The sequence below is a fragment of the Pseudomonas fluorescens genome, from assembly GCF_001648775.1.
In the GTDB taxonomy this organism is placed as follows: Bacteria; Pseudomonadota; Gammaproteobacteria; order Pseudomonadales; family Pseudomonadaceae; genus Aquipseudomonas; species Aquipseudomonas fluorescens_M.
Genome location: NZ_LVEJ01000018.1, coordinates 130,545 through 146,868, shown reverse-complemented (window position 1 = coordinate 146,868; position 16,324 = coordinate 130,545). Strand labels below are relative to the sequence as shown.

Here is a 16,324-nt window from a genome sequence, read left to right as displayed (position 1 = left end):
GCGCAACGCCAATAACTTACAACGATTCAAAGCAAGGTTACTTATACTTCATCGCATGTTTTTGCTATAACCAAAAATACCAAGAACCCGCAAGACCGACTTACGAGACATTGACAAACATCAATAAAAGAGAAGAAAGAATGATAAAGATAAAAAGCAAAATCACCAATCCAATGACCGTCATCGCCATCTTCGCTGCAATATCCGAAGCCTCAGCGGCCGTCTCTCTGCCGTTTCTAGATAACGAGGATCGGGAGTTCTACGTCTGGTTCCTGGTGACCTTTCCGTTCTATTTGTTGTTTCTGTTCTTTATGACATTAAACTTCAACTATCGATCGCTCTATTCTCCGTCTGACTTCGAGACCGACAAGAGCTTTTTAAAAGCCATCGACAACAATGATCGCAACAGCAAGCGAAACCCGTCGACGCAAGATCCCCTCGCACACGGCTTTCTCGGCGTTTCAAGCCACATCGCGTCCGCAGAGACCGTTGCAGATCCGTGCCAGAACACGTGCAAGGCGCATAGCGTGCCCGACCCACCGGCAGAAAACGCCACAAAAGCCAAAACGGTCGTACAACACAATGTTCAGTTAGCCACGCCCTCGAGCCATGTGCACATCGTCGATGCGCGGGATATCAATGCTTCGAAAGAACTCGCCATGCTTCTGGAAAAAATCCCCCGGAGCGAGAAGAAAACCGGGCGGGTCATCGTTTTTATCAGCAATCACGTTTCAGACGCTCTACTGACACACAACGCCTTACTGCAAATCAAACAGGCCAAGAAAGGCTCGGGCGCAACGCCCTGCATTGTTTACAACGTGTGTTCGCAAGCGGTAACGCTGCTGGGGCGGGTTTGAAGAAACAGTCCTTGCTGCGCAGACTGGGCGAGCAAGGTAGATCCTCCAATAAAAAGGGCGATCTTGTCGTGCAGACAAGATCGCCCTTTCATTTATGCGTTCTTCTGAAAATCAGAACAGCTTGCGGCCCTTGTTGGCAGCAATGCGCATGCGCAGCGCGTTGAGCTTGATAAAGCCCGCCGCGTCGGCCTGGTTGTAAGCACCGCCGTCTTCTTCGAAGGTCGCGATGTTGGAATCGAACAGCGAATCGTCGGACTTGCGGCCAGTGACGATCACGTTGCCTTTGTACAACTTCAGGCGCACAACGCCGTTCACGTTGACCTGCGAAGCGTCGATCATCTGCTGCAGCATCAGACGCTCTGGGCTCCACCAGTAACCGGTGTAGATCAGGCTGGCGTATTTCGGCATCAGCTCGTCTTTGAGGTGAGCGACTTCGCGATCAAGGGTGATCGATTCGATGGCGCGGTGAGCGCGCAGCATGATGGTGCCGCCCGGGGTTTCGTAGCAGCCACGGGACTTCATGCCGACGTAACGGTTTTCGACGATGTCGAGACGGCCGATACCGTGAGCACCACCGATCTTGTTCAACGTCGCCAGCACGGTGGCCGGAGTCATTTCGACGCCGTCCAGTGCAACGATGTCGCCGTTACGATAGGTGAGTTCCAGGTATTGCGCTTTGTCAGGAGCGTTCTCCGGGGAGACGGTCCATTTCCACATGTCTTCTTCGTGCTCGGTCCAGGTGTCTTCCAGCACGCCGCCTTCATAGGAGATGTGCAGCAGGTTGGCGTCCATCGAGTACGGGGACTTCTTCTTGCCGTGACGCTCGATCGGGATCGCGTGCTTCTCGGCGTAATCCATCAGCTTCTCGCGGGACAGCAGGTCCCACTCACGCCATGGGGCAATGACTTTCACGCCAGGCTTGAGCGCGTAGGCACCCAGTTCGAAACGCACCTGGTCGTTGCCCTTGCCGGTGGCGCCATGGGAAATGGCGTCAGCGCCGGTTTCGTTGGCGATTTCGATCAGACGTTTGGCGATCAGCGGACGTGCGATGGAAGTACCCAGCAGGTACTCGCCTTCGTAAACGGTGTTGGCGCGGAACATCGGGAACACGAAATCACGCACGAACTCTTCGCGCAGATCGTCGATGTAGATTTCTTTGACGCCCATGGCCTGAGCCTTGGCGCGGGCCGGCTCGACCTCTTCGCCTTGACCGAGATCAGCGGTGAAGGTCACCACTTCACAGTTATAAGTATCCTGCAGCCACTTGAGGATCACCGAAGTGTCCAGGCCGCCGGAATACGCCAGAACGACCTTGTTTACGTCCGCCATGCCATCACTCCACGGGGTTCTACGGAAAGCCGAGGAGTCTACCGCCCAAACGCGATAATTTACAGAGGCGCGACAGCTTAAGACGACAAAGCGACAGAAGCTGTCGAGAGCGCGACGATGACCGGCGGGTCAGGAAGTCGCCGCGGTACTGGCAGGCGTGCTCGCTTGCGGTGCTGGAGCCGTGGTCGGTGCCACCCGCGCCAGCTTGACATTGACCCGACGGTTCTTCGCGCGATTGGCCGCATTGGTGTTCGGCACGATGGGATATTGCTCGCCATGGAAACGCACGGTGATCTGCGATTCCTGAATGCCATTGGCCTTGAAGAAATCGACCACCGCCAACGCCCGGCGACGCGACAGCTCACGGTTGGTCAGGCGATTGCCACTGTTGTCGGAGTGGCCGTCGAGCTCGATGTGATTGACCGTCGGATCGGCCCTCATGAATTCGAGCATCACTTGCAGCTTGGCCTTGGCGGCGGCATCAAGGTCAACGCCTTCACCGGGGAAGCCGATCTGAGACTGCTTGATCTGGTCGAAATTCTGCGGCAGCAATTTCGCCACGCACGTCTGATAGTCGTTAAACGCCTTGCTGAACTTGACCGGCAATAAACGCACTTCCGAGACCCGGCCATCGCCCGAGGCACGGCGTACGACCGGACTGCGACCATCCAGCAGACCGCTGATCAGACCACCGGCCTGCGACTGCGAACTGTTGAACAGCACATTACCGCTGCCGAGCCTGACAGAACCCAGATTGATGTCACCACGGCCGGGTTGCCAAGGCGCAGCGGCTGCCAGCAACGTCGCCGAGCCACCACCCAGCATGGCGTTGTAGGCATTCAGGCGGAAAATCGCCTGCTCGCCCGCCTTGCGCACGAACTCGCCCGAACCGAAATCGGTGATCGGCTGGGTCAGACGACATTCGAACTTGTCGCCGGCGACCGTCCACTCAATGTTCTCCAGACGGGTCTGGTACGTGAGCGCCATCGCCGGAAGGCTGGCAAACACACTGAGCAAGGCTAAATAACGCTGGCGCACGGGAGGCTCCATTGGCTTCTGAAACACAAAGACCGATTCACACTATGTTTACGGCATACCTACGGGATATCGGACGCTTGCCGCAAAACTTGATAGCGAGTGCCTGCAAGAGTCTTTTCCGGTAGCATTCGCCTCAGTTTGACCCGCCTGGAATCCCCTCATGTCCGACCGCCTGACCCTGCTGCGTCCCGACGACTGGCACATTCATCTTCGCGATGGTGCCGTGTTGACCAATACCGTTGCCGATGTTGCGCGCACTTTTGGCCGCGCCATCATCATGCCCAACCTGGTACCTCCGGTGCGCAACGCCGCTGAAGCCGACGGCTATCGTCAGCGGATTCTCGCTGCCCGCCCGGCCGGCAGTCGCTTCGAGCCGTTGATGGTGCTGTACCTCACCGACCGCACCCAGCCCGAAGAAATTCGTGAAGCCAAGGCCAGCGGTTTCGTCCACGCCGCCAAATTGTACCCGGCCGGCGCGACCACCAACTCCGACTCCGGGGTCACCAGCATCGACAAGATTCTGCCGGCGATCGAAGCCATGGCCGAAGTCGGCATGCCGTTGCTGATCCACGGTGAAGTCACCCGTGGCGACGTCGATGTGTTCGACCGCGAAAAGATTTTCATCGATGAGCACATGCGCCGCGTGGTCGAGCGTTTCCCGACCCTGAAAGTGGTGTTCGAACACATCACCACCGGCGACGCCGTGCAATTCGTCAACGAGGCTTCGGCCAACGTTGGCGCGACCATCACCGCGCATCACCTGCTCTACAACCGCAATCACATGCTGGTAGGCGGGATTCGGCCGCACTTCTATTGCCTGCCGATCCTCAAGCGCAACACGCATCAGGAAGCCCTGCTCGATGCCGCCACCAGCGGCAGCGCGAAGTTCTTCCTCGGCACCGACTCGGCGCCGCACGCCCAGCACGCCAAGGAAGCCGCCTGCGGCTGTGCCGGCTGCTACACCGCGTACGCGGCCATCGAGATGTATGCCGAAGCCTTCGAACAGCGTAACGCGCTGGACAAGCTCGAAGCTTTTGCCAGCCTCAACGGTCCGCGCTTCTACGGCTTGCCGACGAACACCGATCGCATCACCCTGGTTCGTGAAGAATGGACTGCCCCAACGAGCCTGCCGTTTGGCGAGCTGAACGTTATCCCGCTGCGCGCCGGTGAAAAACTGCGCTGGCGCCTGCTGGAGGAACACGCGTGAGTGAAGACCATTTCGACGACGAACTGGACGGTCAAAGTGGCGGTGGCGGTTCCCGTCACCCGATGGCAGCACGCTTTCGTGGCTACCTGCCGGTTGTCGTCGACGTAGAAACCGGTGGATTCAATTCAGCCACCGATGCGTTGCTGGAGATTGCCGCGACCACCATCGCCATGGACGAAAAGGGTTTCGTTTACCCCGATCACACCTACTTCTTCCGCGTTGAGCCGTTTGAAGGCGCCAACATTGAAGCGGCGGCGCTGGAGTTCACCGGGATCAAGCTCGATCACCCCCTGCGCATGGCAGTCAGCGAAGAAACCGCGCTGACCGACATCTTCCGTGGTATCCGCAAAGCGCTGAAGGCCAACGGCTGCAAGCGTGCGATTCTGGTCGGCCACAACAGCAGCTTCGACCTCGGCTTCCTCAACGCTGCGGTCGCGCGTCTGGACATGAAACGCAACCCGTTCCACCCGTTCTCCAGCTTCGACACCGCAACGCTGGCCGGTCTGGCGTACGGTCAAACCGTACTGGCGAAAGCCTGCCAGGCCGCCGACATCGATTTCGACGGTCGTGAAGCGCACTCGGCGCGTTACGACACCGAGAAAACCGCTGAGCTGTTCTGCGGCATCGTCAACCGCTGGAAACAGATGGGCGGCTGGGAAGACTTCGACGACTGATCTTCGTTGAGTAAATCCCGCGCATAAAAAAACCGGCCACGTGGGCCGGTTTTTTGTTTAATGCTTGTAGAGCTTAAATTCTCGATCAATCCACACGACGTAAAAAACCCGATGGTTCTTGTAACCGACCATCGCTACACGTTCGAAAGCCCGAAACACCAACAATCTGACATCACCTGTTAAAAAATCAGGTATCCCGACTTTCAGGCTGTTTCTCTCAATCGTTTCACAGCCATATCGATGCCTATGCTCCTTGCGCAATTCTCTCCAAGGCATCTTTCCCAGGATCCTGAGACGCTCAAGCATTTTCGACCGTTCGACGGCCTCGCAATCTTGAATGCACCAGCCATTCTGCAAATATTCAAATGAGAAAACCGGAGGTCGCGCTTCCGATGAATCCATTTCGATGGTGGACGTCCGTGCCGTTACTATCACCGCATCGCGTTCCCTGCGTTTGAACCTGGCCATTTTTCAGTTCACCAAATGCTCCCGGAAATACTCCTGCATCTCGCAGGCGGGAATTTCTCGGCTGAACTGCCCTTCCTTGAAGTTTCTACGCCATGGGGCCTCTTCATGCGTCAACTGACGCAGTTTCCACGCCGAGAATTGGCCATAAACGTCGAACACTTCGTTGAGTAAACTTTGTTGCTTGGCACTGAAAACTTCGGGGTTGAAATCACTTGGAGGAGGAATGGCACTCGATCCAAATTGGCTGAATCTTCGATACAGATCCGGAACCACTGGCCCGTGCATCCACGCTTCCAGCTTTTCAGGGAAGAGAGCCTCGCCATGGACTGCCAGACTGAACCCTTGAGCGTAATAAACCATTTTTTGAATTTTGAGATTGGAGATCTCGCCCTCATGCCCTTCCAGGCTGAGAAAATAACCCGCAACGTCCAAGCTACTCGGCATTTGAACCCCCTTCTGCATCATGCAATCCATTGCACCGTTCTTACTGAAGTGAGGCGCGATTCAGGCGAAGGCCATCGCCCTCGCACCCCGTTATTGCTCGACCACAACCCTATCCAGCCACTGTTCAGTCATCCAGTATTTTTTACGCGCATTTGAAACAAATGATGCCGAGCGGCTATTGCCAATAATTCCCCGCATAAAAAAACCGGCCACATGGGCCGGTTTTTTGTACCTCGACGTTGCGCCTTACAGGGCAGCAGCGTTCTCGGTCAGGTAAGCCGCAACGCCTTCTGGCGAAGCGTTCATGCCTTTGTCGCCTTTTTTCCAGTTGGCAGGGCAGACTTCGCCGTGCTCTTCGTGGAATTGCAGAGCGTCGACCAGACGGATCAGCTCTTCCATGTTACGGCCCAGCGGCAGGTCGTTGATGATCTGCGAGCGGACAACGCCTTTGTCGTCGATCAGGAACGCGCCACGGAAAGCCACGCCGCCTTCGGATTCAACGTCGTAGGCCTTGGCGATGTCGTGCTTCATGTCGGCAGCCATGGTGTATTTCACCTGGCCAATGCCGCCATTGTTCACTGGGGTGTTGCGCCATGCGTTGTGAGTGAAGTGCGAGTCGATCGACACTGCGATCACTTCAACGTTGCGTGCCTTGAAGTCGGCCATGCGGTTGTCCAGAGCGATCAGCTCGGACGGGCAGACGAAGGTGAAGTCCAGTGGGTAGAAGAACACCAGGCCGTATTTGCCTTTGATGGCCGAGGACAGGGTGAAGCTGTCAACGATCTCGCCATTGCCGAGTACGGCCGGGACGGTGAAGTCAGGGGCTTGTTTGCCTACGAGTACGCTCATTGATATCTCCTGGTGTAAAAACTTGAAGTTCAGGGTCCGCGCCAGCCTGCCACCCTCAGGCGACAGCCCTGTGACACGAACCCCCTTCGCAAGGGCCGACCATCATACACTGCGAATTTGGCCTGTCCTTAACGGTTTTTCAAAGCAGGCGCGCAACGCCGCTGCATTTACGGGGCCAGGCGAATCGCCAGCAAATACCGTTCGTCAGTCATGGCTGTTATTCAGCTGAAGCGTTCCGAAAGCACTTTGACAATCATTCTCGTTAACATTAAGATCCATCGCAATTGAGTCACAACCAGCGACGGTTCTCACTTATGTATGTTTGTCTCTGCACTGGCGTCACCGACGGACAGATCCGCGAAGCGATCTATGAAGGTTGCTGCAGCTATAAAGAAGTCCGCCAGGCTACCGGCGTCGCCAGCCAATGCGGCAAATGTGCGTGCCTTGCCAAGGAAGTCGTTCGCGAAACCCTGACCAAGCTGCAAACCGCCCAGGCCGCGATCCCCTATCCGGTAGAATTTACCGCTGCGTAATACACCCTATTTCAAAGAACCGGACTTATGTCCGGTTTTTTTATGCCTGTAAATCAAACGCTTAGGCTCCAGACGCGGAACACAAACATTCTTATTCCGATTAATTTTCATATATTATTCAATAACTTAGGTTTGACACTTATAAATACGAAGCTCAAACTCTGCCGTATATACAGCTATTACAGGGCAGGACTCCGATCATGAAAGGCGACATTACAGTCATCCAGCATCTCAACAAGATCCTTGCCAATGAGCTGGTCGCGATCAATCAGTACTTCCTGCATGCGCGCATGTATGAAGATTGGGGTCTGAACAAGCTCGGCAAACACGAGTACAAAGAATCCATCGACGAGATGAAGCACGCGGACAAGCTGATCAAGCGCATCCTGTTCCTCGAAGGCCTGCCGAACGTGCAGGATCTGGGCAAGCTGCACATCGGCGAGCACACCCAGGAAATGCTGGAGTGCGACCTGCGTATCGAGAAGACTGGCCACGCTGACCTGAAGACCGCGATCGCGCATTGCGAAACCGTTGGCGACTTCGGCAGCCGTGAACTGCTGGAAGACATTCTCGAATCCGAAGAAGAACATATCGACTGGCTGGAAACCCAACTGGGCCTGATCGATAAAGTCGGTCTTGAGAACTATCTGCAATCGCAGATGGGCGAAGAGTAAGTTAGCGCCCGCTAAACTCGAGACACTAAAAAGCCCCGCCCTCTTTCGAGGCGCGGGGCTTTTTATTGCCCGGATTTCAGTCAATGCTGAAACCCATGTGGAAGCGAGCAAGCTCGCTCCCACAAAAGCTGATCAAGCTTCGGACTTGTTCCCCGCTGCTGCTTCAACAGCTGCTTTGATGGTGCTTTGCAGCGAACCGTCTGCAGCCATCTCGGTCATGATGTCGCTACCGCCGACCAGTTCACCGCCGACCCACAGTTGCGGGAAAGTCGGCCAGTTGGCGTACTTCGGCAGGTTGGCGCGGATTTCCGGGTTCTGCAGGATGTCCACGTACGCAAACTTTTCGCCACACGCCATTACAGCCTGCGCAGCTTTCGCGGAGAAGCCGCACTGCGGGGCATTCGGCGAGCCTTTCATGTAAAGCAGAATGGTGTTGTTGGCAATCTGCTCTTTAATCGTTTCGATGATATCCATGGAGCACCTCGGCTGAACTTTCCGACTCATGGGTCGGCACGGTGACGCATTGTAACGGAATCCCGAGCGCCATGCTCGGTCTCCCCGACAGTCACGTTCAAGCCGCCGCCACCGTCACCGGCACGCCATTAAGTGCCGCGTTGCCGGACAACTCGTCGAGCTGGCATTCATCGGTGAGGTCATTGGCACTCGACCCTGGCTGACCACTGGCAATCGCCATCTGCACACCCGGCCGCGCATGCCCCCAACCGTGCGGCAGACTGACCACGCCTTTCATCATGTCCAGACTGCCGATCACCTCCACCTCGATCTGCCCGACCCGCGAACTGACGCGCACCCACTGACCATCGTTAAGCCCACGACTGGCAAGGTCATCCGGGTGCATCAGCAACTGATGACGCGGCTTGCCCTTCACCAAGCGGTGATAGTTGTGCATCCAGGAGTTGTTGCTGCGCACATGGCGGCGCCCGATCATCAACAGCTCATCGGCGGCCGGCGCCTGCAATTCAGCGAAACGTGCGAGGTCAGCGAGGATTTCCGGCGGCGCGGCCTGCACACGCTGATTCGGCGTTTTCAGACGCGACGCCAGGTTCGCTTTCAGCGCGCCGAGGTCGATCCCGTGAGGATGATCAAACAGGGTCGCCAACGAGAGTTTTTGTTCGGACGCGTCACCGTACATACCCATGCGCAGGCCCATGTCGATCATCTTCGAGGGCGGCATGGTCGGTTTCAGTTCTTTGCCGGTCTTCTCGGCGAAGGCCTTGGCCAGGCCCACAAAGATCTCCCAGTCATGCAGCGCGCCCTCGGGTTTGGCGAGGATCGCACGGTTGAAGCGGGTGACGTTGCGCACCGCAAACAGGTTGAACGTGGTGTCGTAGTGATCATTTTCCAGGGCCGAGGTCGACGGCAGAATAAGATCGGCGTAACGCGTGGTCTCGTTGATGTACAGATCAATGCTGAGCATGAACTCCAGGCCGTCCAGCGCCTGCTCCAATTGCCGCCCGTTCGGCGTCGACAACACCGGGTTGCCGGCGACGGTGATCAACGCGCGAATCTGCCCCTCACCTTCTGTCAGCATCTCTTCGGCCAGCGCCGACACTGGCAACTCGCCGCCGTACTCGGGACGCCCGGAAACGCGGCTTTGCCATTTGTTGAAATGCCCGCCCGAGGTCGACGCCACCAGGTCCACCGCCGGCTCTGTGCACAGCGCACCACCAACGCGATCGAGGTTGCCGGTGACCAGATTGATCAACTGCACCACCCAATGACACAGCGTGCCGAAAGCCTGCGTCGATACGCCCATGCGGCCATAGCACACCGCGCTCGGCGCGGCGGCGAAGTCGCGGGCCAGTTGGCGGATCTGTCCGGCAGGCACGGCGCACAGCGGGCTCATGGCCTCAGCAGTGAAACCTGCGACAGCTGCGCGAACGTCATCCAGCCCATCAACGGGCAAATGGCTTTCGCGGGTCAGGCCTTCGCTGAACAGCGTGTTGAGCACGCCAAACAACAAGGCCGCATCGCCACCGGGGCGCACGAACAAATGCTGATCGGCCATCGCCGCCGTCTCGCTGCGCCGTGGATCGACCACCACCACTTTACCGCCACGCGCCTGAATCGCTTTTAAACGTTTTTCGACATCCGGCACGGTCATGATGCTGCCATTGGACGCCAGCGGATTACCGCCGAGGATCAACATGAAGTCCGTGTGATCAATGTCCGGAATCGGCAGCAGCAGGCCGTGGCCGTACATCAGATAGCTGCTCAGGTGATGCGGCAACTGATCGACCGAGGTCGCCGAAAAACGATTGCGCGTTTTCAACAGCCCGAGGAAATAGTTGCTGTGGGTCATCAGCCCGTAGTTATGCACACTCGGGTTGCCTTGATAGACGGCAACGGCGTTCTGCCCATGGCGCTCCTGAATCGCCGCCAGTTTCTCGGCCACCAGCGCAAACGCCTGGTCCCACTCGATCGGCAGCCACTCGCTGCCAATCCGGCGCATCGGCTGGCGCAGGCGGTCGGGGTCGTTCTGGATGTCTTGCAAGGCCACAGCCTTGGGGCAGATGTGGCCACGGCTGAAGGTGTCGAGCGCATCACCCTTGATCGAGGTGATCGCGACATTGCCGTCAGTTTCAGTGGTCTCGATGGTCAGCCCGCAAATGGCTTCACACAGGTGGCAGGCGCGGTGATGGAGAGTCTTGGTCATGGCCAGTCTCTGTCTTGTTCTGGGCGGGCAATCACGCCCGCGGGAACAAAACTATGACCCCGGCGCAGGTCTGGCGCCAGCGACGTTCGTCTTGTGAATCGACGGTTATCAGGCGAGCCGATAAACCGCCGTGGTCAGTTCGACGGCAGTTGAGGCGGTGCGGCCAGCTGGATTTCCTGAATGGTTTCGATCTGCTCGTGGGCGACATGCACGCCGGTGAGTTCGCCGATCAGGCGCCAGTGCTCGTCGAGCCCGGCGCTGATGGTCGCCATGCGATCGATCATGTGGCGACCGGCGGTCTTGACCACCTCGTCTTCGCTGCGCAGCAATTCGAAAGACATTGAGGTGACTGAAGCGGTGAGATGGGTCAGTGAGCGAGCCGTGTGGCCCAGCAATTCCATTAACAGTTTTTCTTTCGATTCCATGCGGAGGCTTCCTGCGTCGCTCGAAAGGTAGTTATAACTCAGCACTTTGCTTTAGCAAATGTTTCAGCCTGAGCATCCGACCAAATGATGGCATGGCGCCACGGTCGTAAACCGACCGAAGTGACCCGATCCCCGCCACGGCGCATTGCCAAGCCCGGCGAGGCCAGTGTACAAAGGGGCTCGCGACGGCCCAGAACCCGGCTCAAAATGCGCGACGGCAACATCCTGTGCACCCTTCTATTCCCGCAAAAACCGCAGGTATTGGCATAACGCGACATTTAGTGTCAATATCGCGCCTCCCCCTATTTCGTCGCCCCGTGCGGCTTACGCCGCAGGTCTCGCCCGTTGTTCCGTTAAACAAGGCTTTGAGCATCTGCGGTTTGTAGCAAAAAGGTAGTCAATGATGAGCGCAAGGCACTTTCTCTCCCTGATGGATTGCACGCCCGAAGAGCTGGTCAGCGTGATCCGTCGAGGCGTTGAGCTCAAGGACCTGCGTAACCGCGGCGTACTGTTCGAGCCTCTGAAAAACCGCGTGCTGGGCATGATCTTCGAGAAATCCTCGACTCGTACCCGGATATCCTTCGAGGCGGGCATCATCCAGCTCGGCGGCCAGGCGATCTTTCTGTCGCCGCGCGACACCCAACTGGGCCGTGGCGAGCCGATCGGCGATTGCGCCATTGTCATGTCGAGCATGCTCGACGCGGTGATGATCCGTACCTTCGCCCACAGCACCCTGACCGAATTTGCCGCCAACTCGCGCGTGCCGGTGATCAACGGCCTGTCCGATGACCTGCACCCGTGCCAGTTGCTCGCCGATATGCAGACCTTCCTTGAGCACCGCGGCTCGATCCAGGGCAAAACCGTGGCCTGGATCGGCGATGGCAACAACATGTGCAACAGCTATATAGAAGCGGCGATGCAGTTCGACTTCCAGTTGCGCATCGCCTGCCCGGAAGGTTACGAGCCCAATCCTGAGTTCGTCGCCAGGGCCGGTGATCGCGTGACCATCGTCCGCGATCCGCAAGACGCCGTGCGCGGCGCGCATCTGGTGAGCACTGACGTCTGGACCTCGATGGGTCAAGAAGAGGAAACTGCCAAGCGGCTAAAGTTGTTCGCGCCGTTCCAGGTCACGCGTGCCCTGCTCGACCTCGCTGCCGAGGACGTGCTGTTCCTGCATTGCCTGCCTGCGCACCGCGGCGAAGAAATCAGCCTCGACCTGCTTGATGACCCGCGCTCCGTCGCCTGGGATCAGGCAGAAAACCGTCTCCACGCACAGAAGGCCCTGCTCGAGTTCCTCGTCGAACCGGCATATCACCACGCATGAGCCATGAATTACTGCTGAACCTGCGCAACCTCGCTTGCGGCTATCAAGATCAACGTGTGGTGCAGAACCTCAATCTGCACCTCAACGCCGGTGACATCGGCTGCCTGCTCGGCTCGTCCGGCTGCGGCAAGACCACCACCCTGCGCGCGATTGCCGGTTTCGAACCGGTGCACGAAGGTGAAATCACCCTCGGTGGCGAAACCATTTCCAGTGCCGGTTTCACTTTGGCCCCGGAGAAACGCCGGATCGGCATGGTGTTCCAGGACTACGCACTGTTTCCGCACCTCAGCGTCGCCGACAACATTGCCTTCGGTATCCGCAAGCACCCGAACAAGGAGCGCGTCACCGAAGAGCTGCTCGAACTGGTCAACCTGAAAAACCTCGGCAAGCGCTTCCCGCACGAGTTGTCCGGCGGCCAGCAACAGCGCGTCGCCCTCGCCCGCGCGTTGGCGCCGGAACCGCAATTGCTGCTGCTAGATGAGCCGTTCTCCAACCTCGATGGCGAGCTGCGCCGCAAGCTCAGTCATGAAGTGCGCGACATCCTCAAGGCCCGTGGCACCAGCGCGATTCTGGTCACGCACGATCAGGAAGAAGCCTTCGCCGTCAGCGATCACGTTGGCGTGTTCAAGGAAGGTCGACTGGAGCAGTGGGACACGCCGTACAACCTGTATCACGAACCGGCGACGCCGTTTGTGGCCAGCTTCATCGGTCAGGGTTACTTCATTCGCGGCCAGCTCGGCAGCCCGGAATCGGTGCAGACCGAACTGGGTGAGCTGCGCGGCAATCGGGCTTACACCTGGCCGATTGGCGGCGCGGTGGATGTGTTGCTGCGTCCGGATGACATTGTTTATGCGCCGGACAGTGCGTTGAAAGCACGGATTGTCGGCAAGACGTTCCTTGGCGCTTCGACGTTGTATCGCCTGCAACTGCCGACGGGTGCGCAGCTGGAATCGATTTTCCCCAGCCACGCTGATCATCAGGTCGGTGCGCAGGTGGGGATTCGCGTTGCCGCTGAACATCTGGTGTTGTTCCAGGCCTCTGGCAGCACCGCTGCACAAATCCCGGCGGTGGAAAACGGCGTGCGCCGCTACAGCACCGCGCTCTGATCCATCCCGGATCAAAACTAATGAGCGAGCCTGCTCGCGAATGCAATGTATCAGTCACAGATGATTTGACTGACCGACCGTATTCGCGAGCAGGCTCGCTCCCACAGTGTTTTTGGGCTAGCCCAACAACAAGGTTCCGCTGGCAACCAGCGTTGCATTGCCACCGATCTTCACTCGCTCACCCTCAAGCCGGCAGAACAACTCCCCACCCCGCGCCGAACGCTGACACGCCGTCAGGCTCGATTTGCCCAGACGTTTTGACCAATACGGAATCAGGCTGCAATGCGTCGAGCCGGTCACCGGATCTTCATTGATGCCAATCGCCGGGGCGAAATAGCGCGAGACGAAATCATGCTGATTACCGCGCGCCGTGACGATCGCACCCAGCCACGGCAGCTTGGCCAGTGCCACCATGTCCGGCTTGCAATCAAGCACAGCCTGCTCTGACTCCAGCACCACAAACAACTCGTTGGAGCCGAGCACATCAACGGCTTCAACACCGAGCGCCCGCTCGACATCCAGGGTCACGCCAATCTCTGACGGCACGATCGAGGGGAAATCCAGCCACAACCGATCACCTTCGCGGGTGACGCTCAACGGGCCGGATTTGCAAGTGAAGTCGATACGCTCGGCGTTTTCCTTGTAGATCTCGAACAGTACATAAGCGCTGGCCAGTGTGGCGTGTCCACACAACGGCACTTCGGTGGTCGGGGTGAACCAGCGGATATGCCAGGCCTGGCCTTCGCGCACCAGAAAGGCGGTTTCCGCCAGATTGTGTTCGCCGGCGATCTTCTGCATCAGCTCGTCCGCAAGCCAGGCATCGAGCCGATAAACCATCGCCGGATTGCCACTGAACGGCCGATCACTGAACGCATCGACCTGATGAAACTCGAGTTGCATAACCTTCTCCCTGAATGAGTCGCCAGAGCATGCAAGCGCGAGGCGCTCAGCGCCAGTGACAGAACCGGCCAATTTTCTGCATACAGCGATAACGCTTAAGTGCGGCCGATGTCGGCAAATTTCGCCTGGGTGTGCTCGGCGAGCACAGCAGGCGCCAATTCGACTTCGAGGCCGCGCCGACCGGCGCTGACATAAATAGTCGCAAAACCCTGAGCCGAGTTATCGATGAAGGTGCGCAGGCGCTTCTTCTGCCCCAACGGGCTGATGCCGCCCAACAGATAACCGGTGGAACGCTGTGCCGCTGCCGGGTCAGCCATTTCGACTTTTTTCACCCCGGCGGCATGCGCCAGACCTTTGAGGTCGAGGCTTCCGACGACTGGCACCACCGCCACCAGCAACTCACCTTTTTCGCTGGCCGCCAGCAACGTTTTAAACACCTGTGCCGGCTCAAGCGCGAGTTTTTCTGCGGCCTCCAGCCCATACGACGCGGCTTTGGGGTCATGTTCGTAACTGTGCACGCGATGTTCGGCACGAACTTTTTTCAACAAATCCAACGCAGGGGTCATGGCAACTCCAGGCTCGGCAGTGACAGAAAAATACTGCGTCGGATTCTAGGTGATCAGCCACCAAAAGGCTCTATCCCAAGCCGCGATTCCCGTGGCTTGCAGACATTGCGAGCATATCCGTGCGCCTCGATCACACAGGATCATTCACACCGCGAATAGTTTTATTGTGACCGATGGTTCACTTTCGACCTTTGACAGGTTTGTTTCTTGTCTATATTTTTTCGAATCTGAATAATGTAAGAATTATCGTCATCGCAGCACTCAGCAGTAAACCGGCGACGGAATGGGGATTCCTACCCGGTGAAAATCGCGCCTTGCCCTGTCGGCAAACGCGCCAGACAACAACAAAAACCGAGGTTTTCAATGACAACTGCTTTACAGCAACCATCGCTATCGAGCCAATGCATGGCCGAGTTTCTGGGTACTGCACTGCTGATCTTTTTCGGCACTGGTTGTGTCGCCGCGCTCAAAGTCGCGGGCGCCAGCTTCGGCCTGTGGGAAATCAGCATCATCTGGGGCGTCGGCGTAAGCATGGCGATCTATCTCACTGCGGGCGTTTCCGGCGCGCACCTGAACCCGGCCGTGAGCATCGCCCTGGCGATTTTCGCCGACTTTGAAAAGCGCAAATTGCCGTTCTACATTCTTGCCCAGATCGCCGGCGCGTTCTGCGGCGCACTGTTGGTTTACACGCTGTACAGCAATCTATTCTTCGATTACGAACAAACTCACCAAATGGTTCGCGGCTCGACCGCCAGCCTTGAGTTGGCCTCGGTGTTCTCGACCTTCCCGAACCCGGTGCTGTCGACTGCTCAGGCCTTCTTGGTCGAGATGATCATCACCGCGATCCTGATGGGCGTGATCATGTCGCTGACCGACGACAACAACGGCCTGCCGAAAGGCCCGCTGGCACCGCTGCTGATCGGTTTGCTGATCGCGGTGATCGGCAGTTCGATGGGCCCGCTGACCGGTTTTGCGATGAACCCGGCGCGTGACTTCGGTCCGAAACTGATGACTTTCTTCGCTGGCTGGGGTGAAATTTCTTTCACTGGTGGTCGCGATATTCCGTACTTCCTGATTCCGATTTTTGCACCGATTGTCGGTGCCTGCCTCGGCGCTGCCGGGTATCGCGGGCTGATCGCCCGTCACCTGACCGGCGCCACACCTGCTACAAAGGATGCAGAACCGGCCATTGACGGCAAACCAAGAACTTCTTGAAACAGTCGGCGCAGGCTCCTGCCAATCCGAGCCTGCGC

18 protein-coding genes are annotated in these 16,324 nt (G+C 57.8%); 8 read left to right on the top strand and 10 right to left on the bottom strand.

Going from position 1 to position 16,324, the window contains the following annotated elements; translation table 11 throughout:
• Window positions 1–140: 140 nt before the first annotated feature.
• Window positions 141–857 (top strand): hypothetical protein, encoded by a 717-nt coding sequence (locus A8O26_RS16900; protein ID WP_064119000.1) that lies wholly within the window; start codon window positions 141–143, stop codon window positions 855–857.
• 111 nt (window positions 858–968) lie between these two features.
• Here A8O26_RS16900 and A8O26_RS16895 read toward each other — a convergent pair whose 3' ends face one another.
• Both A8O26_RS16895 and A8O26_RS16890 read right to left on the bottom strand, forming a co-directional pair.
• Window positions 969–2,186 carry an argininosuccinate synthase gene (locus tag A8O26_RS16895; protein ID WP_007916658.1) on the bottom strand — a complete coding sequence of 406 codons (1,218 nt, stop codon included), beginning with the start codon at window positions 2,184–2,186 and terminating at the stop codon, window positions 969–971.
• A gap of 129 nt (window positions 2,187–2,315) precedes the next feature.
• Window positions 2,316–3,224: a flagellar protein MotY gene (locus A8O26_RS16890; RefSeq protein ID WP_064118999.1), complete on the bottom strand. Its 909-nt coding sequence runs from the start codon at window positions 3,222–3,224 to the stop codon at window positions 2,316–2,318.
• A gap of 160 nt (window positions 3,225–3,384) precedes the next feature.
• Between A8O26_RS16890 and pyrC the strand changes: the two genes are divergently transcribed.
• Together pyrC and rnt are read left to right on the top strand one after the other, a co-directional pair.
• Window positions 3,385–4,431 carry a dihydroorotase gene (gene pyrC / locus A8O26_RS16885; protein WP_064118998.1) on the top strand — a complete coding sequence of 349 codons (1,047 nt, stop codon included), beginning with the start codon at window positions 3,385–3,387 and terminating at the stop codon, window positions 4,429–4,431.
• Window positions 4,428–5,105 (top strand): ribonuclease T, encoded by a 678-nt coding sequence (gene rnt, locus A8O26_RS16880; protein WP_007916667.1) that lies wholly within the window; start codon window positions 4,428–4,430, stop codon window positions 5,103–5,105. Before pyrC ends, rnt begins: the two co-directional genes overlap by 4 nt.
• Before the next feature lie 57 nt (window positions 5,106–5,162).
• Here the strand turns inward: rnt and A8O26_RS16875 are convergent, their stop codons facing one another.
• The 3 genes from A8O26_RS16875 to A8O26_RS16865 form a co-directional block, all read right to left on the bottom strand.
• Window positions 5,163–5,573, bottom strand: a complete 411-nt coding sequence (locus A8O26_RS16875; protein WP_064118997.1) for a hypothetical protein — start codon at window positions 5,571–5,573, stop codon at window positions 5,163–5,165.
• A gap of 3 nt (window positions 5,574–5,576) precedes the next feature.
• On the bottom strand, window positions 5,577–6,047 hold the full coding sequence (locus tag A8O26_RS16870; protein WP_064118996.1) for a Panacea domain-containing protein: 471 nt from the start codon (window positions 6,045–6,047) through the stop codon (window positions 5,577–5,579).
• 216 nt (window positions 6,048–6,263) lie between these two features.
• The gene (locus A8O26_RS16865; RefSeq protein WP_003227723.1) at window positions 6,264–6,866 is read right to left on the bottom strand and encodes a peroxiredoxin; all 603 of its coding nucleotides are present in this window, start codon (window positions 6,864–6,866) and stop codon (window positions 6,264–6,266) included.
• A gap of 314 nt (window positions 6,867–7,180) precedes the next feature.
• Between A8O26_RS16865 and A8O26_RS16860 the strand changes: the two genes are divergently transcribed.
• The gene (locus A8O26_RS16860) at window positions 7,181–7,399 is read left to right on the top strand and encodes a bacterioferritin-associated ferredoxin (RefSeq protein ID WP_003227725.1); all 219 of its coding nucleotides are present in this window, start codon (window positions 7,181–7,183) and stop codon (window positions 7,397–7,399) included.
• A gap of 200 nt (window positions 7,400–7,599) precedes the next feature.
• Window positions 7,600–8,073: a bacterioferritin gene (gene bfr / locus A8O26_RS16855; RefSeq protein WP_016986653.1), complete on the top strand. Its 474-nt coding sequence runs from the start codon at window positions 7,600–7,602 to the stop codon at window positions 8,071–8,073.
• A 132-nt stretch (window positions 8,074–8,205) separates the two neighbouring features.
• On the opposite strand, the gene grxD is transcribed toward bfr, so the two are convergent.
• From grxD to A8O26_RS16840, 3 genes are all read right to left on the bottom strand, one after another.
• Window positions 8,206–8,547: a Grx4 family monothiol glutaredoxin gene (gene grxD, locus A8O26_RS16850; protein ID WP_064118995.1), complete on the bottom strand. Its 342-nt coding sequence runs from the start codon at window positions 8,545–8,547 to the stop codon at window positions 8,206–8,208.
• A 97-nt stretch (window positions 8,548–8,644) separates the two neighbouring features.
• Window positions 8,645–10,750, bottom strand: a complete 2,106-nt coding sequence (locus tag A8O26_RS16845) for a molybdopterin oxidoreductase family protein (RefSeq protein ID WP_064118994.1) — start codon at window positions 10,748–10,750, stop codon at window positions 8,645–8,647.
• A 134-nt stretch (window positions 10,751–10,884) separates the two neighbouring features.
• Window positions 10,885–11,175 (bottom strand): hypothetical protein, encoded by a 291-nt coding sequence (locus tag A8O26_RS16840; RefSeq protein ID WP_027612069.1) that lies wholly within the window; start codon window positions 11,173–11,175, stop codon window positions 10,885–10,887.
• Between the two features lie 403 nt (window positions 11,176–11,578).
• On the opposite strand from A8O26_RS16840, the gene argF reads away from it, so the two are divergent.
• Window positions 11,579–12,499, top strand: coding sequence for an ornithine carbamoyltransferase (gene argF / locus A8O26_RS16835; RefSeq protein ID WP_064118993.1), 921 nt, complete (start codon window positions 11,579–11,581; stop codon window positions 12,497–12,499).
• Complete coding sequence (locus A8O26_RS16830) at window positions 12,496–13,605, top strand: ABC transporter ATP-binding protein (RefSeq protein ID WP_064118992.1); 1,110 nt, start codon at window positions 12,496–12,498, stop codon at window positions 13,603–13,605. The genes argF and A8O26_RS16830 overlap by 4 nt, the downstream gene beginning before the upstream one ends.
• A 117-nt stretch (window positions 13,606–13,722) precedes the next feature.
• On the opposite strand, the gene A8O26_RS16825 is transcribed toward A8O26_RS16830, so the two are convergent.
• The gene (locus A8O26_RS16825; protein WP_064118991.1) at window positions 13,723–14,505 is read right to left on the bottom strand and encodes a PhzF family phenazine biosynthesis protein; all 783 of its coding nucleotides are present in this window, start codon (window positions 14,503–14,505) and stop codon (window positions 13,723–13,725) included.
• Between the two features lie 95 nt (window positions 14,506–14,600).
• A complete protein-coding gene (gene ybaK / locus A8O26_RS16820; protein WP_007916692.1) occupies window positions 14,601–15,071 on the bottom strand; it encodes a Cys-tRNA(Pro) deacylase in 471 nt (156 codons plus the stop codon).
• 363 nt (window positions 15,072–15,434) lie between these two features.
• Between ybaK and A8O26_RS16815 the strand changes: the two genes are divergently transcribed.
• Window positions 15,435–16,286, top strand: coding sequence for an MIP/aquaporin family protein (locus tag A8O26_RS16815; RefSeq protein ID WP_064118990.1), 852 nt, complete (start codon window positions 15,435–15,437; stop codon window positions 16,284–16,286).
• Window positions 16,287–16,324 lie beyond the last annotated feature (38 nt).